Origin of the sequence: Micromonospora sp. RL09-050-HVF-A (assembly GCF_019374995.1) — a bacterium.
Classification (GTDB): Bacteria; Actinomycetota; Actinomycetes; order Mycobacteriales; family Micromonosporaceae; genus Micromonospora; species Micromonospora antibiotica.
This window is the reverse complement of record NZ_JAGKQP010000002.1, coordinates 288047-309238: the sequence shown is the minus strand read 5'-3', so window position 1 is coordinate 309238 and position 21192 is coordinate 288047. Positions and strand designations below refer to the sequence as shown.

At 72.9% G+C, this 21192-nt stretch carries 22 protein-coding genes; 4 read left to right on the top strand and 18 right to left on the bottom strand.

The annotated features are described in order from the left end of the window. Positions 1-28: 28 nt before the first annotated feature. The 11 genes from J7462_RS01665 to J7462_RS01615 are packed head-to-tail and all read right to left on the bottom strand — an operon-like array spanning position 29 to position 12119. Positions 29-1582, bottom strand: a complete 1554-nt coding sequence (locus J7462_RS01665; protein WP_219460784.1) for a class I adenylate-forming enzyme family protein — start codon at positions 1580-1582, stop codon at positions 29-31. Next, complete coding sequence (locus tag J7462_RS01660) at positions 1579-3102, bottom strand: class I adenylate-forming enzyme family protein (protein ID WP_219460779.1); 1524 nt, start codon at positions 3100-3102, stop codon at positions 1579-1581. Before J7462_RS01660 ends, J7462_RS01665 begins: the two co-directional genes overlap by 4 nt. Then, on the bottom strand, positions 3102-3596 hold the full coding sequence (locus J7462_RS01655; RefSeq protein ID WP_219460777.1) for a VOC family protein: 495 nt from the start codon (positions 3594-3596) through the stop codon (positions 3102-3104). The genes J7462_RS01660 and J7462_RS01655 overlap by 1 nt, the downstream gene beginning before the upstream one ends. A gap of 29 nt (positions 3597-3625) precedes the next feature. Continuing rightward, a complete protein-coding gene (locus tag J7462_RS01650; protein WP_219460776.1) occupies positions 3626-4546 on the bottom strand; it encodes an SDR family NAD(P)-dependent oxidoreductase in 921 nt (306 codons plus the stop codon). After that, positions 4543-5727, bottom strand: a complete 1185-nt coding sequence (locus tag J7462_RS01645) for an acetyl-CoA acetyltransferase (RefSeq protein ID WP_219460773.1) — start codon at positions 5725-5727, stop codon at positions 4543-4545. The genes J7462_RS01650 and J7462_RS01645 overlap by 4 nt, the downstream gene beginning before the upstream one ends. Next, complete coding sequence (locus J7462_RS01640) at positions 5717-7129, bottom strand: zinc ribbon domain-containing protein (RefSeq protein WP_219460770.1); 1413 nt, start codon at positions 7127-7129, stop codon at positions 5717-5719. Before J7462_RS01640 ends, J7462_RS01645 begins: the two co-directional genes overlap by 11 nt. Positions 7130-7146: 17 nt before the next feature. Continuing rightward, complete coding sequence (locus tag J7462_RS01635; protein WP_219460767.1) at positions 7147-7938, bottom strand: ABC transporter ATP-binding protein; 792 nt, start codon at positions 7936-7938, stop codon at positions 7147-7149. Beyond that, entirely contained in the window at positions 7935-8825 is an 891-nt protein-coding gene (locus J7462_RS01630) for an ABC transporter permease (RefSeq protein ID WP_219460764.1), read from the bottom strand. Before J7462_RS01630 ends, J7462_RS01635 begins: the two co-directional genes overlap by 4 nt. A gap of 2 nt (positions 8826-8827) precedes the next feature. Then, positions 8828-9751 (bottom strand): ABC transporter permease, encoded by a 924-nt coding sequence (locus J7462_RS01625; RefSeq protein WP_219460760.1) that lies wholly within the window; start codon positions 9749-9751, stop codon positions 8828-8830. After that, complete coding sequence (locus J7462_RS01620; protein WP_219460758.1) at positions 9748-10593, bottom strand: ABC transporter ATP-binding protein; 846 nt, start codon at positions 10591-10593, stop codon at positions 9748-9750. The genes J7462_RS01625 and J7462_RS01620 overlap by 4 nt, the downstream gene beginning before the upstream one ends. Before the next feature lie 2 nt (positions 10594-10595). Then, positions 10596-12119 (bottom strand): ABC transporter substrate-binding protein, encoded by a 1524-nt coding sequence (locus J7462_RS01615; protein WP_219460756.1) that lies wholly within the window; start codon positions 12117-12119, stop codon positions 10596-10598. A gap of 191 nt (positions 12120-12310) precedes the next feature. Here J7462_RS01615 and J7462_RS01610 point away from each other — a divergent pair, with 191 nt between their 5' ends. The 3 genes from J7462_RS01610 to J7462_RS01600 are packed head-to-tail and all read left to right on the top strand — an operon-like array spanning position 12311 to position 14375. Beyond that, complete coding sequence (locus tag J7462_RS01610; RefSeq protein WP_208566425.1) at positions 12311-13048, top strand: enoyl-CoA hydratase/isomerase family protein; 738 nt, start codon at positions 12311-12313, stop codon at positions 13046-13048. Further along, the gene (locus tag J7462_RS01605) at positions 13045-13863 is read left to right on the top strand and encodes a VOC family protein (protein WP_219460753.1); all 819 of its coding nucleotides are present in this window, start codon (positions 13045-13047) and stop codon (positions 13861-13863) included. Before J7462_RS01610 ends, J7462_RS01605 begins: the two co-directional genes overlap by 4 nt. Then, the gene (locus tag J7462_RS01600; RefSeq protein WP_219460750.1) at positions 13860-14375 is read left to right on the top strand and encodes a flavin reductase family protein; all 516 of its coding nucleotides are present in this window, start codon (positions 13860-13862) and stop codon (positions 14373-14375) included. Before J7462_RS01605 ends, J7462_RS01600 begins: the two co-directional genes overlap by 4 nt. 144 nt (positions 14376-14519) lie before the next feature. On the opposite strand, the gene J7462_RS01595 is transcribed toward J7462_RS01600, so the two are convergent. The 6 genes from J7462_RS01595 to J7462_RS01570 form a co-directional block, all read right to left on the bottom strand. Then, on the bottom strand, positions 14520-15008 hold the full coding sequence (locus J7462_RS01595) for a MaoC family dehydratase (RefSeq protein WP_219460746.1): 489 nt from the start codon (positions 15006-15008) through the stop codon (positions 14520-14522). A gap of 73 nt (positions 15009-15081) precedes the next feature. Beyond that, the gene (locus tag J7462_RS01590) at positions 15082-15825 is read right to left on the bottom strand and encodes an enoyl-CoA hydratase/isomerase family protein (protein ID WP_219460744.1); all 744 of its coding nucleotides are present in this window, start codon (positions 15823-15825) and stop codon (positions 15082-15084) included. Positions 15826-15830: 5 nt separating this feature from the next. Continuing rightward, positions 15831-16787, bottom strand: coding sequence for a zinc-binding dehydrogenase (locus J7462_RS01585; RefSeq protein ID WP_219460742.1), 957 nt, complete (start codon positions 16785-16787; stop codon positions 15831-15833). Next, positions 16784-17494, bottom strand: a complete 711-nt coding sequence (locus J7462_RS01580) for a nitroreductase family protein (RefSeq protein ID WP_219460738.1) — start codon at positions 17492-17494, stop codon at positions 16784-16786. Before J7462_RS01580 ends, J7462_RS01585 begins: the two co-directional genes overlap by 4 nt. Next, complete coding sequence (locus J7462_RS01575) at positions 17491-17904, bottom strand: nitroreductase family protein (protein WP_219469912.1); 414 nt, start codon at positions 17902-17904, stop codon at positions 17491-17493. The genes J7462_RS01580 and J7462_RS01575 overlap by 4 nt, the downstream gene beginning before the upstream one ends. A gap of 103 nt (positions 17905-18007) precedes the next feature. Next, a complete protein-coding gene (locus J7462_RS01570; RefSeq protein WP_219460736.1) occupies positions 18008-18979 on the bottom strand; it encodes a nuclear transport factor 2 family protein in 972 nt (323 codons plus the stop codon). A 120-nt stretch (positions 18980-19099) separates the two neighbouring features. Here J7462_RS01570 and J7462_RS01565 point away from each other — a divergent pair, with 120 nt between their 5' ends. Then, positions 19100-20248, top strand: a complete 1149-nt coding sequence (locus tag J7462_RS01565; RefSeq protein ID WP_219469909.1) for an acyl-CoA dehydrogenase family protein — start codon at positions 19100-19102, stop codon at positions 20246-20248. A gap of 108 nt (positions 20249-20356) precedes the next feature. Here J7462_RS01565 and J7462_RS01560 read toward each other — a convergent pair whose 3' ends face one another. Further along, a complete protein-coding gene (locus tag J7462_RS01560; RefSeq protein ID WP_208570612.1) occupies positions 20357-21004 on the bottom strand; it encodes a TetR/AcrR family transcriptional regulator in 648 nt (215 codons plus the stop codon). Between the last annotated feature and the right edge of the window lie 188 nt (positions 21005-21192).

Below are 21192 nucleotides of genomic sequence, written 5' to 3'. Positions count from 1 at the left end.
GGGCGGCCCGCCCGACCCGGCGAGCGGCTCAGTCGCGCCGGGCGTCGTCGTACGTCCAGTCCGGGCGCAGGGTCGAACGCAGCTCCCGCAGGGTCCGCTTGAGCACCTTGCCGGACGGGTTGGTGGGGAACTCCGGCACCAGGTAGACCTCCTTGGGCACCTTGAACCGACCCAACCGCTGCCCGGCGTGCGCGATCAGCGCCTCGGGCGTCAACCCCGGCCGGGCCACCACGAACGCGGCCGGCACCTCCTGCCACACCGGGTGCGGGGCGGCCACCACCGAGGCGGCCAGCACCAGCGGATGGTCGGCCAGCACGTTCTCGATCTCGGCGCTGGACATGTTCTCCCCACCACTGCGGATCATGTCCTTGAGCCGGTCACGGATGTAGAGGTAACCGTCGGCGTCGAAACAGCCGATGTCACCGGTGTGGAACCAGCCGTCCCGGAACGCGGCGGCGGTCGCCGCAGAATCGTCGAGGTAGCCGGGGCTCACCTTCGGCCCGCGTGCGACCACCTCACCGGGCACGCCGACCGGCACGTCCGCACCGTCCGGGTCGACCACCCGGACCTGGACCCACGGCACCGGCAGCCCCACCGACCCCTGCTTGGACTCCTGGTGCGCGGCGTCGAGGTAGGTCAGCCCGCTGCACGTCTCGGTCAGGCCGTACCCCTCGATCAGCCGGGCGTTCGGGAACAGCCCCCGGGCCACCCCGAACAGCGCCGAGGTGACCTGCGAGAAGATCAGCCAGCGGACCGACGACAGGTCGGCGGCGGCGGCGGTGGGCTCGCGGCGGACCAGGTCCAGCATGGTCGCCGCGACCACCATGCCGGTGATCCGTTCCGTCTCGATCGCCCGCAGCACGGCCGCCGGCACGAACCGGCGGTGCAGCACCATGGCGCCCCCGACGTGCCAGATGCCGAAGCCGGGCAGGTCGGTGCCGCCGACGTGGTAGAGCGGCGCGACGTTGAGGATCCGGTCCGTCGGCCGCAGCCCCAGCTCGACGATCTGGGCGTGCATGTTCCGGTTCACGTTGCCGTGGGTGAGCAGCACCCCCTTGGGCAGGCTGGTGGTGCCGGACGTGTAGACGATCCGTTGCAGGGCCGCGTCGTCGAGGTCGGCGTCGGCGACCCGCGCGCCCCGGTGCGCCGCGACGAGCGCCCGCACGTCGGTCCAGCCGTCGTCGATCGGCTCCAGCGCGAACCGGCGTACCTGCGGCAGGTCGGCGAGGGCGGCGGCGGTGAGCGCGGCGAACTCCGGCACGGTGGCGACCGCCCCGACCCGCGCGTGCGCCAGCAACCGGGCCAGCTCCCCCGCGGTGAGCCGGTAGTTCAGCGGGACCACGACCGCGCCGAGTTTCGCCAGGGCCAGGCAGAGCAGGAGGAACTCGGGGACGTTGTCCGCGACGACCGCCATCCGGGCGTCCCGGCGTACCCCCTCGGTGGCCAGACCGGCGGCCAGGGCGTTGACGTCGTCGTCGAGCTGCCGGTGGGTCCACCGGCGGTCGGCGAAGACGAGCGCGTCGGCGTCGGCGAACCGGCGGGCGTTACCGGCCAGCATCGCGGCGAGGTTCGCGGTGCTCACCCGGACACCGCCGCCTCGCGCAGCGCCTTCTTCAGCACCTTGCCGGAGTCGTTGCGCGGCAACGACGTCACCAGCTGCACGTGCCGGGGGACCTTGTAACAGGCCAGTTCGGCCCGGCAGTGCGCGCGCAGCTCCTCGGCGGTGGCGCTCGCGCCGCCACGGAGGATGACGAACGCCTTGGGCACCTCGTCCCACTGCGGGTCGGGCACCCCGATCACGGCGACCTCGGCGACGTCGGGGTGCTGGGCGAGGACCCGTTCGATCTCGGCGCTGGCGATGTTCTCCCCACCGGACTTGATCAGGTCGGCCCGGCGGTCGACGAACCACAGGTAGCCGTCGGCGTCGATGCGGCCCACGTCGCCGGTGCGGAACCAGCCGTCGCGCCGGCTGCGCCGGTTGGCCTCGTCGTCGTTCCAGTAGCCGGGCGACACCTTCTCCCCCCGGACGATGATCTCCCCCTCGACGTCCGGGCCGACCGGCCGGAAGTGCTCGTCGACGATGCGGATCTGCACCCCGGGGAACGGTGCCCCGAGCGCGCCCAGCTTGCTCTGCTCGTGGGCGGCGTCGAGGTAACAGACGCCGTTGCACAGCTCGGTCATGCCGAAGGTGTCGATCAGGCGGACGTGTGGCAGCCGACGCTTCACCTCCTGCCGCACGCTCGGCGCGACCCCGGCGAACAGCAGGTAGCGCAGCGCACCGAGGTCCGGCGGGTCGTCCAGGTCGAGCAGGCCGAACAGGATCTGGGCGGCCAGCACCAGGCCGGTGATCCGTTCCTCGGCGGCGATCCGGGCGATGTCGGTCGGCTTGAACGTCGGGGTGAGCACCATCGTCGCCCCGGCGACGAACGTCGCCAGGCCCGGCGCCTCCAGCCCGCTGACGTGGAACAGCGGCGCGGAGACGAGGATCCGGTCGGCGGCGGTCAACTCCAGTTCGAGGACCTGCGCGAAGTGGTTCGCGGTGAGGTTCCCGCAGGTGTGCACCACCCCCTTGGGGCGGGCGGTGGTGCCCGAGGTGTAGAGCAGCCGGTGCACGTCGGCGGGGCCCTTGTCGGCGTCGGCGACCCGGACGCCGGGTGGCTGACCGGCGAGCAGGTCGGCCAGCCGTCGGGCGTCACCGACGACCGTGTCGCCGTTGGCGACCAGCGTCCGCAGCCCGGTCGTGGCCGCCAGCCGGGCGGCGTCGGCGGCGAAGTCGTCGTCGTAGAGCAGCCCGGTGACGCCGGCCTGGTCGATGACGTACGCCTGCTCGTTGACGTGCAGCCGCCAGTTCAGCGGCACCGAGACCGCGCCGAGCCGGCTCAGCGCCAACAGCTCGATGACGTAGGTGGCGGTGTTGCGCCCCAGCACCCCGACCAGGTCGCCGTCGGCGATGCCGGCGTCGCGCAGGGCCGCGGCGTGCCGGTCCACGTCGGCGTCCAACTCGGCGTACGACCAGCGGGTGGTCCCGTCGACCAGGGCCTCGGCGTCGGCGCGGCGCAACGCCTGGCGACGCAGCGTCTCGGTGAAGTTGCTGCCGCCCATCAGTCGCCGCTCCCCCGCCGCCGGGCCAGGATCTCCTCCCGGGACGGCAACGACACGAACTCCAGCAGGTTGCCGTCGAGATCGCGGGCGGCGAACGCGGTGATGTACCCGTAGTTGTCCAGCAGCACCCGGTTGGGCGCGGACAGGCACTGCGCGCCCAGCTCGGTCAGCCGCCGGTGCAGGTCGTCCAGCTCGTCGCGCGGCACCTCGAAGCTGAGCAGGAAGGTGCCCAGCTCCAGGTGACCGGCGGTGGCGGTGCGGGTCTTCACGCCGTTCCACTCGATGAGTTCGAGCTGGCCGACCCGGCTGGGGCCCTGGAGGTACTGGACCCGGCCGGTGGTGCCGGCGGGCAACCCCAGCGACACCTCGATCCCCGGCCCGCCGACGTCGGTACGCAGCGTCCGGCGGTAGCCCAGGGCGCGTTCGTAGAAGTCCGCGGCGCGGTCGACGTCCGAGACGGTCATGGCCACGTGGTGCACTTCGCTGACCGGCATGATGCCTGCCTTCCGATGGGGTTCGCGGTTCAGGCGGACGGTCCGGACGGCCCGCCGAGGACCCGTTGGATCAGGGTGACCTCGTCGGCGCCACTGCCCGGCACGATGAAGTCGTCGAGTCGGCAGATCTCGTCCACCGCGTCGAGGATGTCGTCGGGCGAGGCCGGCGCGGTCCCGCCGTACCAGCCGGGGGTGACGCCCAGGAAGATCCGCCCGACCCGGCCGCCGCCGACGGTGAGGATGTGCCGGTTGAGCTGGCACTGCTCCGAGGCGAGGAAGGTCGCCACGGCGGCCACGTGCTGCGGGTCGAACCGGTCGGTCAACTCGCCGAGCAGGTTCTCGGTCATCCGGGTCGCCGCCGTCGGCGCGATCGCGTTGACCAGGATGCCCCGGCGGGCGCCCTCCAGCGCGAGCACGTTCATCAGCCCGATCAGGCCGGTCTTGGCGGCGCCGTAGTTGGCCTGACCGAAGTTGCCGAACAGGCCGGACGACGAACTGGTCAGCACGATCCGGCCGTAGCCCTGGGCGACCAGGTGCGGCCAGGCGGGCCGCAGCACGTGGAACGCCCCGGCCAGGTGCACGTCGAGCACCGCGCTGACGTCCTCGTCGGACATCTTGGCCAGCGTCCGGTCCCGCAGGATGCCGGCGTTGTGGATGACCGCGTCGAGCCGGCCGTACGTGTCGATCGCCCGGCCGACCAGGTCCGCACCACCGGCGGCGGTGGCCACCGAGTCGGTGGAGGCGACGGCGGTGCCGCCGGCCGCGCGGATCTCGGCGACGACCTGTTGCGCCGCGCCGGAGGAACCGGAGCCGTCGACCGTCCCACCGAGGTCGTTGACGACCACCGACGCGCCCCGTGCGGCGAGGGTCAGCGCGTGCGCCCGGCCGATGCCGTTGCCCGCGCCGGTGACGACGACGACCCGGCCGTCGAGGGTGACCCGGGCGCTCATCGCTCGTTCCCCAGGACCGCCACGAACGCGACGCAGGAGCCCGGTTGCCCGCCGAGGTTCTGGGCCACCGCCAGCCGGGCGTCGGGCACCTGTCGGGGCCCGGCCTCCCCGCGCAGCTGGGTGAAGCACTCGAACATCATCCGCAGCCCGGTCGCGCCGATCGGGTGGCCGAACGACTTGAGCCCGCCGTCGGTGTTGACCGGCAACGCCCCGTCGGCGTCGTAGCGGCCGTCGAGGATGTCCCGCCACGCCTTGCCGCGGGCGGAGAAGCCCAGGTCCTCCATCAGCACCACCTCCGTCGGGGTGAAACAGTCGTGCACCTCGGCCAGCGAGATCTGCGCCGCCGGGTCGGTCACCCCGGCCTGCGCGTACGCCTCGCGGGCGGCGGTGACCACCTCGGGGAAGGTGGTGAAGTCGTAGCCGTCGGCGGCCAGACCCGACCCGGAGCCGGCGACGAAGCTCATCCCCCGCAGGTAGACCGGTTTGTCGGTGTACCGGTGGGCGTCCTCGGCCCGGACCAGGATCGCCGCCGCCGCACCGTCGGAGACGCCGGAGCAGTCCATGACGCCGAGCTGCCCGGCGATGCGGGGGGACCGCTCGACCGTCTCGGTGGTCACCGCCCGACGGAACTGGGCGCGGTCGTTGCGGGCCCCGTTGGCGTGGTTCTTCACCGCTACCCGGGTCATCGCGGCGCGCATCTGTCGCTCGTCGATCCCGTACGCCGCCTGGTAGGCGGGGGCGAGCAGGGAGAATCCGGCCGGGGCGGTCCAGTCGACGTCGGTGCCGTCGGCGGGTGGGAAGACCGCCGACAGCCCGGAGTACGAGGAGTCCTTGAGTTTCTCCACCCCGGTCGCCATCACCATGTCGTACGCGCCGGAGGCGACGGCGAAGGCGGCGTTGCGCAGGGCCTCCGAGCCGGTGGCGCAGTAGTTCTCCACCCGGGTCACCGGCTTGCCGGTCAGCCGCAGCGGGCGGGCGAGGGTCTGCCCGGACATGCCCGAGCCCTGGGTGCCGACCCAGAACGCGTCGACGTCGTCGAGGGTGACGTCGGGCAGCGACCCGACGCACTCCTGCACGGCGTCGACGAGCAGGTCGTCGGCGGAGGAGTTCCAGTGGTCCCGGAACGGGGTGCAGCCCATCGCGACGATCGCGACGTCGTGGGTGGTGCGCCTACTGGCCATCGGCGGTGTCCTTCCCTGGCGCGGCGTCCGCGGGTGCCGGGCGGAGCTTCCAGAAGTAGTTGTGGATCGAGTCGGTGGTCCAGAGCCGGCGGAAGGTGGGGGCCATCGCCATCCCCACCGCCACGTCGCCGGGTGCCACGTCGGTGGCGTACGCGCTGAGCCGGCCGCCGCCGTCGACGTCGGCGACGACGATCGCGACCTCCGGTTCCGGCATGGTCGTCAGGTGGTCGCGGGTCACCGAGACCACCCTGGCGGTGCGGTCGCGCAGCGACACCGGGGCGGTGCCGGACCCGGCGGTGCCGCAGGAGGCGCAGACCCGGCCGGGGGGTGTGGTGACCCGGCCGCAGGCGTCGCAGCGGCTGCCCTCCAGCCGGTACTTCCAGCCGGCCCGGCGGTGCATGGGCGGGGCGGCCGGGGCCGGGGCGGCCGGCCGGGCCGGGCCCTGCACGTCGAGCAGTCCCCGCCAGCGCAGGTAGCGGCCGTAGCCGAGGCGCTGCCGGGCGGCGAGCTGGGCGCGGACGGTCGGCCCGCCCCGGGCGGCGCGGACCCCGTCGCCGACCCGCAGCACGAACGCGTCGGCGCCCTCGGTGGCCGACAGCAGCAGGATGGTCTGCCCGGGTTCCGCCTCGTCGAGGGCGTCCGCGAGCAGCAGCCCGGGGTGGGCGGCCCCGGTGAAGCCGGTGGCCCGTTCGACGGTCGCGTCCTGCCCGGTGCCGCCGAGCGCCTTGCGTAGCGTCGCCGCCGCACGGGGATTCGACGACGACACGACCACCTGGTCGACGCTGTCGAGGGACGCCTGCGCCAGGGCCCGGCGGGCGGTGTCGAGGCCGGCGGCGACGAGGATCTCGGCGGTGAACCGTTCGTCCCAGACCCGGTCGTGCCGTTCCCCGGGCAGCCGCCAGCGGTCCAGCAGTTCGGTGGTGTGGCCGGCGCGGGCGAGGAGCACGGCGGCCCGCCAGCCGCCGACGAACGCCGTGGCGGCGTCCCCCTGGGCCAGTTCGTCGGGGGCACCGGGCCGGGTGGTGCGCACGTCGGCCAGGGCCGCGGTGGCGACACCCCGCAGGACCAGGTCGAGGGCGGACGCGCCGGCCCGGTGGCCGCGCAGGTCGAGGGCGGTGACGCCGGGGTCGAGGCCCAGCGCCTCGTGGACCACCCCGGCGGACGTCTTCGTCTCGTACGGGGCGCTGGTGGTGGCCAGCAGCAGGTGCCGCCCGGCCGGGGTGTCGGCGGCGACGTGCCGCAGCGCCTCGACGGCCATGGTGACGGCGTCCTCGTCGTAGCCGGCGACGCTGCGGGCACGGCCGCCGGCACGGGCCGGGCCGCTCGGGTCGAGCCTGTTGTCGTCGAGCGCGTACGCCGGGAGGTAGGCCGCGTAGGCGTCGATGCCGGGTTGGTCGGGCATGGGTCGCGGGTTCTCCTTCAGCTCCACGAGGGGATGGCGGCGAGCAGGCGTCGGGTGTACTCCTGCTGCGGTCGGTCCAGCACGGTCAGGGCGTCGCCCTGTTCGACGACCCGCCCGCCGCTCATTACCGCGATCCGGTCGCACAGGTCGCTGGCGAGCATCAGGTCGTGGGTGACGAAGAGCAGGCCGATGCCGAGTTCGTCGACCAGGGTGCGGAACAGGTCGACGACCTTGGTCTGGGTGGTGACGTCCAGGGCGGTGGTGCACTCGTCGGCGATCACCAGCGCGGGGCGGGTGACGACGGCGAGCCCGATGGCGACCCGCTGGCGCAGGCCGCCGGAGAGCTGGTGGGGGTAGCTGGCCAGCACCCTGCCGGGGTCGTCGATGCGCATCTGGGCCAGCACCTCCACCGAGCGGCGTTCCACCTCGGCGCGGGTGATGTCCCGGACGTGGCGGCGCAGCACCTCGGCGAGCTGGGTGCGGACCTTCAGCAGCGGATTCAGCGACCGGGACGCGTCCTGGAAGACCATGCCGACGGCACTGCCCCGGACCCGGCCGGTGCGGTCGACGCCGGGGGCCACCACCTGCTCACCGGCGACCGCGATGGTGCCCTGGTCGACCCGGACGTTGCGGTCGAGCAGCCCGACGACGGCGCGGGCGAGGGTGGTCTTGCCGCTGCCGGACTCGCCGACGACGCCGACGATCTGGCCCCGGCGGATCTCCAGGTCGACGTCGTCGAGCAGGCGCAGCTCGCCGTCGGCGAGCCGGGCGGTGATGGACAGTCCGGAGAGTGTCAGCAGTGCGCTCATCGCCGCCTCTTCCGCGGGTCGTGGTGGGTGAGCAGCGCGTCGCCGAGCAGGTTGACCAGCAGCACCAGCACGGTGATGGCGAGCCCGGGGAAGAAGGCGATCCACCAGGCCTGGCTCAGTTCGTCCTGGCCGGAGGCGAGCATCGAGCCCCAGCTGTTCATCGGCGGCACCACGCCCAGGCCGAGGAAGCTCAGCGCGCTCTCGACCAGGATCGCGGTGCCGACCTGGAGGGTGCCGAGCGCGACGATGGTGCCGGCGAGGTTGGGCAGGATGTGCCGGAAGACGATCCGGGGTTCGGACGCGCCGGCGGCGCGCAGGCCGACGACGAACTGGCGTTCCCGGATGGCCAGGGTCGCCGCGCGGGTGACCCGGGCGCACACCGCCCAGCCGGTGAGCGCCAGCACCAGGAACAGCACCGGCAGGGAGCTGCCCCGGTTGGCGATGATGGCGAGGGCGACCAGGATGAACGGCAGGGCGAGCTGGGCGTCGATGAGGATCGAGATGACCCGGTCGACCCAGCCCCGGAAATAGCCGGCCAGCAGGCCGAGCAGCGTGCCGGGGCCGATCGCGACGAGCGCGCCGACCAGGCCGATCACGATGGTCAACCGGCCGGCGGAGACGAACTGGGTGAGCAGGTCCTGGCCGAGCTTGTCGGTGCCGAGCGGGTGCGCCCAGCTGCCGCCGGAAAGGAACGCGGGCGGCTGGCGGGTCGCGTCGAGGTCCTGGCCGCCGTCGGGCAGCAGCCCGGTCAGCGGCAGCACGAACACCGCGACGGCGGTCACCGCCAGTGGCAGGGCCAGCCAGAACACCGAGGTACGCGCCCGGCGGCCGGCCCGGCGCGGTGGCGACACCGGGGCGGTGACCGGGTCAAGTTCGAGTTGGCTCATGCTCACCGCACCCTCGGGTCGACGATCGAGTGCAGGACGTCGACGAGCAGGTTCAGCAGCACGAACACCAGCGCGCCGAACACCACGATCGCCTGCACCAGCGGGAAGTCGCGGAACTGGATGGCCTGCAACGCGAGCTGGCCGAGACCGGGCCAGGAGTAGACGTACTCGACGGCGACCGCGCCGGAGAGCAGGATGCCGGTCTGGAGCACCACGATCGTCAGGATCGGCATCATCGCGTTGGTGAAGGCGTGCCGCCACACCACCCGGCGGGTGCTGATGCCCCGGGCGCGGGCGGAGTCGATGTAGGGCTCGGCCAGCGCGTCGCTCATCGAGGCGCGGGTGAGCCGGGCGATGTGCGCCATCGGGTAGACCGACATGGTCAGCGCGGGCAGGATCAGGTGTCTCGGGCTGCCGGACTGGCCGGCGGGCAGCCAGCCGAGTTTGACGGCGAACAGCACCACCAGCATCATGCCGAACCAGAAGACCGGCACGGACTGGCCGAGCAGGGCGAGGGTGGAGGCCCCCCGGTCCCACCAGGTGCCCTCCCGGGTGGCCGCGAGCACCCCGAGCGGGATGCCGACCAGCAGGGCGAGGGCCATGCCGGCACCGACCAGTTGCAGGGTGAACGGCAGCCGGTCGGCGATCATCGAGGTGTTGGACTGGTAGAACTGCAACGACTGGCCGAGGTCGCCGGTGAACACGCCCTTGAGGTAGTCGAGGTACTGCACGACGACGGGCAGGTCCAGGCCGAGCTCGTGGCGCAGCGCCTCGCGTTGCTCGGGCGGGGCCATCGGGCCGAGGATGGTGGCGGTCGGGTCGCCGGAGAGCCGGCCGAGCAGGAACGCCAGGCTGAGCGCGATGAGCAGCGAGGCGAACAGCGACGCGAGCCGGCCGCCGACGCGGCGTACGGTGCTGGCCTTCATCGGCGGGACCTCCAGCGCGCGCCGGGCATCGCGGCGAGCAGTTCGCAGGTGTAGTCGTTCTCGGGGGTGCCGAAGACCCGGTCGCAGGGTCCCGCCTCGACGACCCGGCCCCGGTACATCACGTGCACGACGTCGCAGAGCGAACGGACCACGGCCAGGTCGTGGCTGATCATCAGCAGCGCCGCGCCGGTGGTGGCCCGGATCTGCCGTAGCAGGGCCAGCACGTCGGCCTGCACGGAGACGTCGAGGCCGGAGGTCGGTTCGTCGGCGACGATGAGGCGGGGACGCATGAGCAGCGCGCGGGCGATGCAGACCCGCTGCGCCTGGCCCCCGGAGAGCTGGTGGGGGTAGCGGTCGAGCAGGTCCGGGGCGAGCCGGACCCGGCCGAGCAGGTCGGCGTCGTCGATCCAGGAGGTCCGTTCGGGTTGCAGCGCCCGCAGTTCCCGCAGCCCGGAGCGGACCGATTGGCGGGGGTCGAGCGAGCCGTGCGGGTCCTGGAAGACCACCTGCACCTCGGGGCGCAGCCGACGCAGCTGGGTGCGGCTGACCGCCGCGAGCGAGTGGCCGAGCAGCCGGATGTCGCCCCGGCCGCGCGGGCCGAGCCCGGTGGCGGCCATCGCGAGGGTGGTCTTGCCGGAGCCGGACTCGCCGACGACGGCGACGCTCTCGCCGGCCCCGATCCGCAGTGACACCTGGTCGACGGCGCGGAAGAGCGCGCCGGTGCCGCCGTCGCGGTGCTCGACGACGAGGTCGTCGACCTCCAGCACGGGGGTGTCCGACTCCGGGGTGCGGGGGTGCCGGGCGACCTCGCCCGGCACCCCCGTCTCCGCTGCCTCGGACATCGTCAGCGGGTCGCCTTCGTGAAGTCCACGGTGTTCAGCGGGCCGAACACCACGCCGGAGACGCCGGGGCCGGTCGCGTAGTTGAACACCTGCCGGTACAGCGGCACGTAGCAGTGCTTCTGGACCACGCCGATCGTGTTGAGCTGCTCGTAGAGCGGGGCGGCCTGCTGGGCGTCGTTCTGTTCCAGCGCCTGCTGGGCCAGGGTGTCGATCTGCGGGTCGGGGCAGTTGCCGGTGATCGACTTGGTCTTCATGAAGCCGCTGACGAAGTAGTCGGGCACGGCGACGTTCGGCACCCCGGCGAAGATCGACAGGCCGGGCACCTGGCGGCCGATGATCCGCTTGACCAGCGTGCCGTAGTCCAACGGCACGTAGCTGACCTTGAAGCCGGCCTTCTCCAGGCTGCCACCGACGGCCTGGGAGACCTCTTCGATGTTGGTGTACTGGGCCGCCGGGTAGGTGATCTGCACGGTCGGGGTCGCCCCGCCGAGGAGTTCCTTGGCCTTGGCGGCGTCGGCGGTCACGCTCTGCGTCGGCTGCTGGCCGGGCTTGACGTTGAGCAGGCCGGCGTCGGCGACCGCCTGGCCGTCGAAGATGCCCTTGACGATGGCGTCGCGGTCGATGGCCAGGGCCGCCGCCTCGCGCAGCTTGGGGTCGTCGAACGGCGCCTTCGTGGAGTCGAGGAAGGCGATGATCTTCATGGCGGTCTCGGTGCTGACCACCTCGACCCCGGCGGACTTTGCGGCGCTGGCCTGGGCCGGCGGCAGGTCGAAGGAGACGTCCACGCTCTTGCTCTGGATCAGCGCGAGCCGCTGGGCGGCCTCGTTGGCCCAGGTGAAGGTGACACCCTCGTTGGTCGCCTTGGTGCCCCAGTAGCCGGGGTTGCGCTTGACCGAGATGTCCCGGCCGGCGTTCGCGCCGGACCAGACGTACGGGCCGGTGCCGACGGGTGCGGCGGCGAAGCCTTCCGAGCCCTTCTCCTGGTAGTACTTCGGCGGCACCAGGTAGACGGTGGTGAGCAGGTCGGGGATGTCGTACTGCGGGGTCTTGGTCTTGACCACGACGGTGGTGGCGTCGGGTGCCTCGATCGCGGTGACGTTGCCGAAGTACGACTTGAGCTGCGAGGCCGCGCTGTCGCGGGTGAGCGTGATGGTGTTGGCCACCGCCGCCGCGTCGGCCTTCTCGCCGTTGCTGAAGCTGATGTCGGGTCGGACCTTGAGCGTCCAGGTCGTGGCGTCGGTGCGGGTCCAGCTCGTGACCAGGCCGGTGTTGGTCGGCGCGAGGTCGCTACCGGTGTTGATCAGGGGTTCGAGCATCGTCGCCCAGACGATCTGGGCGGAGCGCGCGCCGACGATCGGGTCGAGGGTCGCCGGTTGGGCGGCGAGCAGCGCCCGGATCGGGGCGGTGCCCGACGCGCCGGAGTCGTCGGAGTCGGAGCCGCCGCACCCGGTGAGGCCGGCGCCCACGACGGTCAGCGCGGCGGCCAATGCCAGGAAGCGCCGGGAGCGCAGGGATTTCATGATCATCATGGGTGTCCTTCACTGCGATGGACCCGTCATGTCTCCGCGTGAGGCGGCGGTGACGTTCGCCACAAAGTACCGACCAGCCGGTATCAAGTCAACGGGTCGGCCGGGTATCCCGCTCGTGACGTTCACGTGACACAGGGCCGCCGGCCAGCGCCGTTGCATTCATACCGACCGGTATGTATGGTACCGCGGTGACCATCACCCGCACCTCCGGGCACGACGGCCGCCTCGCCCGGATCCGCTACGACAACGCGGCACGCGGCAACTGCTTCGACACCGCGACGCTGCACGACCTCGTCGACACCCTGGAGACCGCCGCCGCCGACGCGCGCTGCGTGCTCATCCGCCTCGACCTGGCCGGCAGGCACTTCTGCGCCGGCTGGGACACCTCCTCCTTCGCCGCGCTGGCCGGTGCCACCCGGGAGACCGTCGCCGCCGACCTGCGCGCCAGCGACGCCGCACTACAGCGCATCCGGCAACTGCCGGTGCCCGTCGTCGCCGCCGTCCGGGGGCGGATCATCGGGTTCGGCGTCGGCCTGCTCGGCGCCGTACACCTGCCGGTCGCCGCCGCCGACGCCCAGCTGTCCCTGCCGGAGGCCCGGTACGGCTTCGCGCCGGCCGGCGTCGGCCACACGATCGCCCGGTCGGTGCCCCGGCCACACGCCTACCACCTGCTGACCGGCGCGGCGACGGCGACCGCCGACCAACTCCTCGACTGGGGCCTGGTGGCCCGGGTGGTCGCCACCGACGAGCTGGACCGGGCGGTCGACGACCTCGTCGACACCCTGCTGGCCGTGCCGGGGTCCACCCTGCGGGCGGTGGTCGAGGTGATCGAGTCGAGCCTGACCACCGGCACCGCCGACCAGGCGTACGACATCTCGGCCCGCACGATCGTCGCGGGCCCGGCCACCCAGGGAGCAGCCGGATGAGACCACGATTCCGACCCGGCGAGGCGGTCTGGGTGGAGCTGTGCACCCCCGACCCGGAGCAGGCCGAGGTGTTCTACGGCGCGCTGCTCGGCTGGACCGTCCGGGCCGAACGCCTCGGCGCCACCACCTACCGGATGTGCAGCCGCGACGGGCGGGACGTCGCCGGGATCTCCGACGCCGCCGCACTGCACGGCGACCGGCCCCGGGGCTGGCTCACCTACTTCGCCGTCGACGACGTCGCCGCGTCCGCGCGGCAGGCGGTGACGCTCGGCGGCGAACTGGTCTCGCCGCCCCGCTACCTGCCGGCGGCGGGCACCGGCGCGGCGGTCGTCGACCCGTTCGGCGCGGCCTTCGGCCTCTACCAGGGTGAGTCACGCGTCGGCGTCCAGGCGGTCAACTCGGTCGGCGCGCTGTGCTGGAACGAACTGGACACCGGTGAACCCGCCGCGTCGGTGGCCTACTACCGCGCCCTGTTCGGCTACACCACCCGGCAGCGCGACGACTCCCCGACCGCCCGGCCCTACACGCTCCTGACGCTCGGGGACGTGCCGGTCGCCGGGGTCCTCGAACTCGACAACGCCTGGCCGAACCTCATCCCGTCGAGGTGGATCACCTACTTCGCCGTCGCGTCCCTGGACGACGCGCTGGCCCGGGTGACCGCCCTCGGTGGATCACCGACGGTCGGGCCGGTCGACACCCCACACGGGCGGCTGCACCTGGTGAAGGACCCCGGCGGCCACACCCTGTGCCTCATCCAGCTCGAAGACGGGCTCCGCCCCGACCACGACTCCAGCGACCCGGCGGTGAACCGATGATGGCCGAGCCCCTGTTCGACTCCGCCGAGTTCCGCCAGGTGTGCGGACACTTCCCCACCGGCGTGACGGCGGTGACCGCGGTGACCGCCGAGGGCGCCGTCGCCGCGCTGACCGTCAACTCGTTCACCTCGGTCTCCCTGGAGCCGGCGAAGGTGCTGTTCTGCGTCACCACCTTCTCGTCGAGCTTCCCGGTACTGATGGGCTCCGACCGGATCGCCATCCACATCCTCAGCCAGGACCAGCAGGACGTGGCCCGCCGGTTCGCCACCTCCGGCCTGACCGGGGCGCAGCGGCTCGACGGGGTCTCCTGGGTGCCCGGCCCCGACGGGGTGCCGCTGCTGCCCGACACCCCGGCGATCCTCGCCGGCCGGCGCGACGAGGTGATCGCCAGCGGCGACCACGTGATCATCCTGCTCGACGTGGACCAGGTGCACCTGAAGCCGACGGACGTGCCGGCGCTGTCGTTCTACCGGGGCCGGTTCGTCACGCCGTCCCGGCCGGCGACCGAGTGAGCCCCGGCCACCGGCCTTCCGAGTCAGCCCCGGCCGCCGGCCTTCCGGGTCTGCCCCGGCCGGCGGCCCAGCCGGAGGAGCGCCGGCCGGCGACCGGGTGAACGCCCGCACCCGGTCAGCCCGGGTGCGGGTCGGTCGGCGGCCTCAGGCGTGGTAGCGGAACAGGATCTCCGCCACGCAGCAGGGCTGCGACGTCTCGGCGAACTCCACCACGATCGACGCCTTGGCCTGGACCCCGGCGGCCGAGCCCTCCCCCGCCGGGGCGATCGGCGTCGCCGAGACCAGCGTCGCGGTGCCCTGGATCTCGACACCCGGTGGCAACGGCCGGACGAACCGGACCCGGTCCAGGCCGTAGTTGACCCCCATCGAGAAGGTCCGCACCTCCAGGATGTCGGCGAGCAGCCGGGGGACGAGGGCAAGGGTCAGGAACCCGTGCACGACGGTGCTGCCGAACGGCCCGGACCGGGCCCGCTCGACGTCGACGTGGATCCACTGGTGGTCCCCGGTCACGTCGGCGAACTGGTCGACCTGCTGCTGGGTCACCACCTGCGGCGCGCTGACCCCCAGCTCCGCGCCGACCAGTGCCAGCAGCTCGTCGGGGGTGTCGATGGTGGTTCGCCTCGTGGTGCGCATCCGGGTGCTCCAATTCGGGTGGTGGGTACGGGAGTCGGCCCTGCTCCGGCGGGCCGGCGCGGTGCGGAACGGGTCAGTCGGGGGTCGCCGCCGGAGGCGTCGACCCGGTGCGGACGGCCGCCTGGGCGGTGACGTGTGCGGTCAGGGTCGCCCACTCCCGGTCCCAGGCCGCGTCGTCGGGCACCGGGCGGGCGAGGCCCAGCATCCGCCGGATCGCCGTCGCGTCGAGGGCGGCCACCTCGTCGGCCAGCGCGTCGACGTGCCCGACGAGGTGATCGTCGGACACCGCCGCACTGACCAGTCCCCGGCGTACGCACTCGTCGGCCGACCAGGTTTCCCCGGTGATCAGCAGGCGGCGGGCGAGCGCCGGGCCGACGGCGAGGGGCAGCAGGACGCTTGACCCCCAGCCGGGGACCTGCCCGGCGGCGAGGTGCCGGTCGCCGATGCGGGCACTGTCGGCGGCGACCGCGAGATCACAGGCGAGCAGCAGTTCGAGGCCGCCGCCGAAGGCCGCCCCGTTGACCGCGGCGACGGTGGGCACCGGGGCCGCCCGGATGCCGCGTACCAGGCGGCGGCCCCGGTCGAGGTGGGTCAGCAGCGCCGGCAGGTCCCCGAGCAGGCCGGTCGCCTCGGCGAGATCGGCCCCGGCGCAGAAGCTGCGGCCGGTGCCGGTGAGCACGAGCACCCGTACGCCCGGGTCGGTCGCGGCGGCGAGCCACCGTTCGAGCCCGGCCAGCACCGTGCTGTCGCAGGCGTTGCCGGCCCCGGGACGGTCGATCCGCGCCCAGAGTGCGGGCCCCCGCCGGGTCAGTGCCACGGAGGTCACGTCAGGCTCACGCAGAACTTGCCGAACCCGGTGCCGGCGAGCATCCGGCCGGCCTGGACGCGGATGTCGGCTAGGTCGACGACGCTGTCGACGGTGGGCCGGAGGCGGTGGGTGTCGACGAAACCGACCAGGGCCACGAACTCGTCGAGCGTGCCCATGGTCGCGCCGTGCACGCTGATCTCCCGGGCGAACAGCCGCGGCAGGTCCAGTTCGGCGGTGAAGCCACTCGTGCCGCCGCACACCACGATGGTGCCGCCGGCCCGGGTGGAGCGGGTCGAGTGGGCGAAGGTGGCGGGGCCGACGGTCTCGACGACGATGTCGGCGAGTTCCGGCGTCCGCGCGCCGCTGTCCAGGGCGACGGCCGCGCCGAGGGCCAGTGCCCGTTCCCGTTTGGCCGGGGACCGGGAGGTGACCATGACGGTGGCGCCGGCGGCCACGGCGAGGCTGATCGCGGCGGTGGCGACCCCACCGCCCGCGCCCTGCACCAGGACCACCCGCCCGGGAGCGACCGCCGCCCTGGTGAACAACATGCGGTACGCGGTGAGCCAGGCCGTCGGAAGGCTGGCCGCCTCGGCCCAGCTCAGCCCGGCCGGCTTGGGGACGAGGTGTGCCGCCGGCACGACGATCCGCTCGGCGAGGACACCGTGGCCGGCGTCGGGGAGCAGGGTGGCGTGCGGGACGGTCCGGCCGTTCGGCGCGGTGGGCAGCACCGGGTAGACGATCACGTCGCGACCCTCGGCGACCCCGGCCGCGTCGCTGCCGATGACCCGGGGCCCGTCGTGCGGTGCGGTGCCGACGCCACGCAGCGTCCACAGGTCGTGCATGTTGAGCGCGCCGGCCCGGACGTCGACGTCCACCCAGCCCGGGGGCGCCGCCGGGGCGGCGAGGTCGCCGACGCGCAGCGCGCCGACCGGGTCGTCGGCGCAGGGTGTCAGGACGTGGGCGGCTCTCATCGCGTCGCCGATCCGGCCGGTTCGGTGGGGCCGTTCCAGAACGCCACGTCGGCGAGGTCGGCCCGGGCGGCGGGACGGAAGTCGAGTCCCCGGGTGTAGGCGACCGGGACGAGGGTGACCGGTCGCCAGTCGTCGGGCAGGCCGAGCACCTCGCGTACCCGGGTGGCCCGGTGCGCCATGGCGGTGGCCAGCACCGAGCCGAGGCCCCGGGAGCGCAGCGCGAGCTGGAACGACCAGGCGAACGGGAAGATCGACCCGTAGTAGCCGGACGCGGTGCCGCCGACCGGCCGCTGCGGGATCGGCTTGGTGCTGCACAGCACGACGAGGACGGGTACCCGCGCCAGGTGGTCGACGAGGTGCTTCACGGCGGTGAGGACCCGGTGCTGCCGTGCCTGGGCCTGCGGGTCGGCGCGTACGCCCGGCGACAACCGGGCGGTGGTGGCCGCCTCGCCGTCGGCCAGCGGCTGCGCGACGGTGGCGTCCCAGATCTCGGTGTACAGCTCGGAGAGCTGCCGTTTGAGCGTCGGGTCGTCGACCGCGACGATCCGCCAGTCCTCCAGGTTGGAGCCCATCGGCGCCTGCTGCGCGAGGCGCAGACACTCCTCGATGACGGCCCGGCCGACGGGCCGGTCGAAGTCCATCCGGTGGCGCACCGCCCGGGTGGTGGTCAACACCTCGTCGATGTCGGTGATCACTGCGCTGCTCATCCGTGGTCCTCTCCGGTGAGGCGGTCGACGGGCTTGTCCCGGTAGGGCAACGGCGTCCCCCACCGGTCGAGATAGCTGACGGCGTCGACGGGCCGCCGGGCCGCGACCTTGAAGTCGGTGCCGACGGTGTACGCGACGGGCAGCATGGTGATCTGCACCGCGCCGTCGGGTATGCCGAGCAGCGCGGCGACGGACGCCGCGTGGTGCAGGTGCAGGGTGGTGATCACCGTGCCGAGCCCGCGGGCCCGTAGCGCCAGGTTGACCTGCCAGATCGCCGGATAGAGCGACCCGTGGAGGGCGGAGTTGGTGCCGGGGCCGCCGGTGGCCGGGTCGGGCCGCGTCGCGCAGGGGATGACGAGGTACGGGGCCCGGCCGATGCTCCGCGCGAGGTGTTCGGCACCGGCGAGGATGCGTGCGGTCCGGGCACTAACCGTGCCGTCGGCGTCGACACCGCCGAGGCGGCCCCGGACGAGGTGGTGGTCAGCACGTGGTTGAGGTCGGTGAACGGCAGGCTCATCGGCCGACCTCCGCGTCGTGGCCCATCAGGTCGGCGACGTGCAGGGTGTCGCAGTACTCACGGACCTCGGCGATGCCCCCGGGCTGGACGTCGACGACCCAGAGGTAGCGGTTCTGGTAGCGGGAGCCGTCCCCGAGAGTGGCTTCGCCCCGGGCCTCGACGGCGACCAGGGTGTCGTCGACGACCCACCGCTCGGCGGTCACCTCGACGGCGGCCGACCGGTACGCCCCGCCGGACAGCCGCGCCCGCATCGCGGCGAGCTTGCCGGTCATGGTGACCCGCCCGTGCAACGGCCCGTTGGCGTCGAGGTCGCCCCACCGGTGCTGCCGGCCGAGGTCACGGCGGCGGCCGGAGTCGGTCCACCAGGTGGCGTCGGCGGTGAAGTGGGCACCGAACGCGTCGAGGTCGCCCCGGGCCAGCGCCGGCCACGGGGCCAGCGCCGTCACCAGTGCCGTGGGCGCGTCGGCAAGGTCGGGCGCGCGGCAGGCCGGACGGTCGTCGAGGCTGCTGCGGGCGACGGCCGCGCCGCCGCCCACGACGTGCTGCGCGTGGCTGGTGTCGAGGTACTCCCGGACCGCGACGACGGCTCCGGCCGGGTTCACGTCGAAGACGAAGCCGTAGCGGTTGGCGTACTCCAGGCCGCTGGCGTGCACGCCGTACCCTTCGACCTCGATGACGCAGGTGTCGTCCCCGGCGATGATCCGGCGCGGGATCTGCCGGCAGCCGGTCGGAAACGCCTTCGGGCCGAGGGACCGCATCAACGCGAGCTTGTCGTCCATCCGCATGACGCCGTGCAACGGGAAGCGCCCGCTGCCGCGCGGGGCGAGGACCGGGTCGCCGCCGCGTCGGTCGGGGCCGGTGTCCACCCACCAGGTCGCGTCGACGGCGCACAACCGGGCGAGGCCACCGAGGCTGCCCCGGTCGAGCGCGGAGACGAAGTCCATGCCTGTCCGGACCGCGCGGGTCATCCGGCCTCCCACATTCCGACTGGTGGGTATCTAACCCTGTCGGACCGGGCAACTCAAGGGATGTTTACATACCGACCGGCTGGTATTATCACCGGCAGCTTGTTGACGAGGGGGTTTGTGGTGTTCGAGGCGTACCAGGTGCCCGAGGAGCACGACGCGGTCCGGGAGGCCGTCCGGGCGGTGTGCGGCGCCAGGGTCGCGCCGCACGCCGCCACCGCCGACGAGAACAGCGAGTTCCCGCAGGCCGCCTACGACGCGCTGCGGGCCGCCGACTTCCACGCCCCGCACATCCCGGTGGAGTACGGCGGTGCCGGCGCGGACGCCCTGGCCACCGCGATCGTCATCGAGGAGGTCGCGCGGGTCTGCGCGTCGTCGTCGTTGATCCCGGCGGTGAACAAGCTCGGCACGATGCCGCTGATCCTGGCCGGGTCCGAGGAGTTGAAGCAGCGGTACCTGACCCGGGTCGCCTCGGGTGAGGGGATGTTCTCGTACTGCCTGTCGGAGCCGGAGGCGGGCAGTGACGCGGCGTCGATGACGACGCGGGCGGTGCGTGATGGTGATCACTGGGTGCTCAACGGGGTGAAGCGGTGGATCACCAACGCCGGCGTGTCGGAGTTCTACACGGTGTTCGCGGTGACCGACCCGGCGGCGCGGTCGCGGGGGATCTCCGCGTTCGTGGTGGAGAAGTCCGACCCGGGGGTGAGCTTCGGTGCTCCGGAGAAGAAGCTCGGCATCAAGGGCTCTCCGACGCGGGAGGTCTACCTCGACAACGTGCGGATTCCCGCTGACCGGATGATCGGCGAGCCGGGGACCGGGTTCGGCACCGCGATGCGGACCCTGGACCACACCCGGGTCACCATCGCCGCGCAGGCCGTCGGGATCGCCCAGGGGGCCCTGGACTACGCCAAGGGCTACGTGCAGGAGCGCAAGCAGTTCGGTAAGGCGGTCGCGGAGTTCCAGGGGGTGCAGTTCATGCTCGCCGACATGGGGATGAAGTTGGAGGCGGCCCGGCAGTTGACGTACGCGGCGGCCGGGAAGTCGGAGCGCGGCGACGCCGACCTGACCTACTTCGGCGCGGCGGCGAAGTGTTTCGCCTCGGACGCGGCGATGGAGATCACCACCGACGCGGTGCAGTTGCTGGGCGGGTACGGCTACACCCGCGACTACCCGGTCGAGCGGATGATGCGCGACGCCAAGATCACCCAGATCTACGAAGGCACCAACCAGGTCCAACGCATCGTCATGGCCCGCCAGCTGCTCGCCGGCTGACGATCAACCACCTGCGGGCACCCGGCTGACGAGCCGTCCCGCCTGACGAGCCGTCCCACCTGACGGCGGCGTTTGCGGGCCGACGACCCGGGCCGACCATCCACCGGATCAGCTGCCCGGCCGGGCGGTCAGCCCCTCCAGCACCATCGCGCCGAACTGGCGGGCCACCTCGTCGACGCTGAGCGGACCACCGACGTTGAGCCACTGGTACGCCCAGGCGCACATGCCGACCAGCCCGAAGGTGGCGATACGCGGGTCGACGTCCGCGCGGAACACCCCCCGGGCGACACCGTCGGCGACCATCCCGGCGAAGGCGGCCTCCACCAGGCCACGCTTGCGGGTCACCTCGGCGAACAGGTCCCCGGTCAGATACCGCCGCTCCTGGTAGAAGATCGTCACGTGGGCCCGGTACTCGGCCACGCTGGTGAGGCTGAACCGGATCAGCTCCCGTACCCGCACGGTCGGGTCGTCACTGTCGGCTTCGATCTTCTGGATCGCGGCGAGCTGCGCCTCGAGGTACTCCTCCTGGATGTGCCGCAGCAGGTCGTCCTTGCTGGCGAAATGGTGATAGAAGGCGCCCTTGGTGAGCTGCGCCTGGTCGGCGATCTCCTGCACCGAGGTGCGGTCGAAGCCACGCTGCTCGATCAACCCCAGCGCACTGGTGATCAACGAGTTACGGGTGTTCTCCGGGTCGTACCCGTCGGGCCAGCGTTGCCGGCGTCGGGTCGACTCCGGGCGAGACGTCGCGCGCGCCATTGGTGGCCTCCTATCCCGAGTACAGCCACACAATGCTACCGTCCGGTCGGAAGGAAACGAAGAGAGCCACCCCGGTCAATCCGCCCGAGATTCGGCGGCCACCAGCCGTCGCCGGGAATACCGGCGGCGACGCCCGTGGTCACGACCACCGACGACCTCCACCACAGCGGTGTCGGAGCACAGGGCCG

What these genes read in the sequence shown, in the direction of transcription:
- J7462_RS01660 (WP_219460779.1), bottom strand. Translation starts at nt 3,102, where the DNA reads ATGGGCGGCAGCAACTTCACCGAGACGCTGCGTCGCCAGGCGTTGCGC.
- J7462_RS01655 (WP_219460777.1), bottom strand. Translation starts at nt 3,596, where the DNA reads ATGCCGGTCAGCGAAGTGCACCACGTGGCCATGACCGTCTCGGACGTC.
- J7462_RS01650 (WP_219460776.1), bottom strand. Translation starts at nt 4,546, where the DNA reads ATGAGCGCCCGGGTCACCCTCGACGGCCGGGTCGTCGTCGTCACCGGC.
- J7462_RS01645 (WP_219460773.1), bottom strand. Translation starts at nt 5,727, where the DNA reads ATGGCCAGTAGGCGCACCACCCACGACGTCGCGATCGTCGCGATGGGC.
- J7462_RS01640 (WP_219460770.1), bottom strand. Translation starts at nt 7,129, where the DNA reads ATGCCCGACCAACCCGGCATCGACGCCTACGCGGCCTACCTCCCGGCG.
- J7462_RS01635 (WP_219460767.1), bottom strand. Translation starts at nt 7,938, where the DNA reads ATGAGCGCACTGCTGACACTCTCCGGACTGTCCATCACCGCCCGGCTC.
- J7462_RS01630 (WP_219460764.1), bottom strand. Translation starts at nt 8,825, where the DNA reads ATGAGCCAACTCGAACTTGACCCGGTCACCGCCCCGGTGTCGCCACCG.
- J7462_RS01625 (WP_219460760.1), bottom strand. Translation starts at nt 9,751, where the DNA reads ATGAAGGCCAGCACCGTACGCCGCGTCGGCGGCCGGCTCGCGTCGCTG.
- J7462_RS01620 (WP_219460758.1), bottom strand. Translation starts at nt 10,593, where the DNA reads ATGTCCGAGGCAGCGGAGACGGGGGTGCCGGGCGAGGTCGCCCGGCAC.
- J7462_RS01615 (WP_219460756.1), bottom strand. Translation starts at nt 12,119, where the DNA reads ATGATCATGAAATCCCTGCGCTCCCGGCGCTTCCTGGCATTGGCCGCC.
- J7462_RS01605 (WP_219460753.1), top strand. Translation starts at nt 13,045, where the DNA reads ATGAGACCACGATTCCGACCCGGCGAGGCGGTCTGGGTGGAGCTGTGC.
- J7462_RS01600 (WP_219460750.1), top strand. Translation starts at nt 13,860, where the DNA reads ATGATGGCCGAGCCCCTGTTCGACTCCGCCGAGTTCCGCCAGGTGTGC.
- J7462_RS01595 (WP_219460746.1), bottom strand. Translation starts at nt 15,008, where the DNA reads ATGCGCACCACGAGGCGAACCACCATCGACACCCCCGACGAGCTGCTG.
- J7462_RS01585 (WP_219460742.1), bottom strand. Translation starts at nt 16,787, where the DNA reads ATGAGAGCCGCCCACGTCCTGACACCCTGCGCCGACGACCCGGTCGGC.
- J7462_RS01580 (WP_219460738.1), bottom strand. Translation starts at nt 17,494, where the DNA reads ATGAGCAGCGCAGTGATCACCGACATCGACGAGGTGTTGACCACCACC.
- J7462_RS01570 (WP_219460736.1), bottom strand. Translation starts at nt 18,979, where the DNA reads ATGACCCGCGCGGTCCGGACAGGCATGGACTTCGTCTCCGCGCTCGAC.
- J7462_RS01560 (WP_208570612.1), bottom strand. Translation starts at nt 21,004, where the DNA reads ATGGCGCGCGCGACGTCTCGCCCGGAGTCGACCCGACGCCGGCAACGC.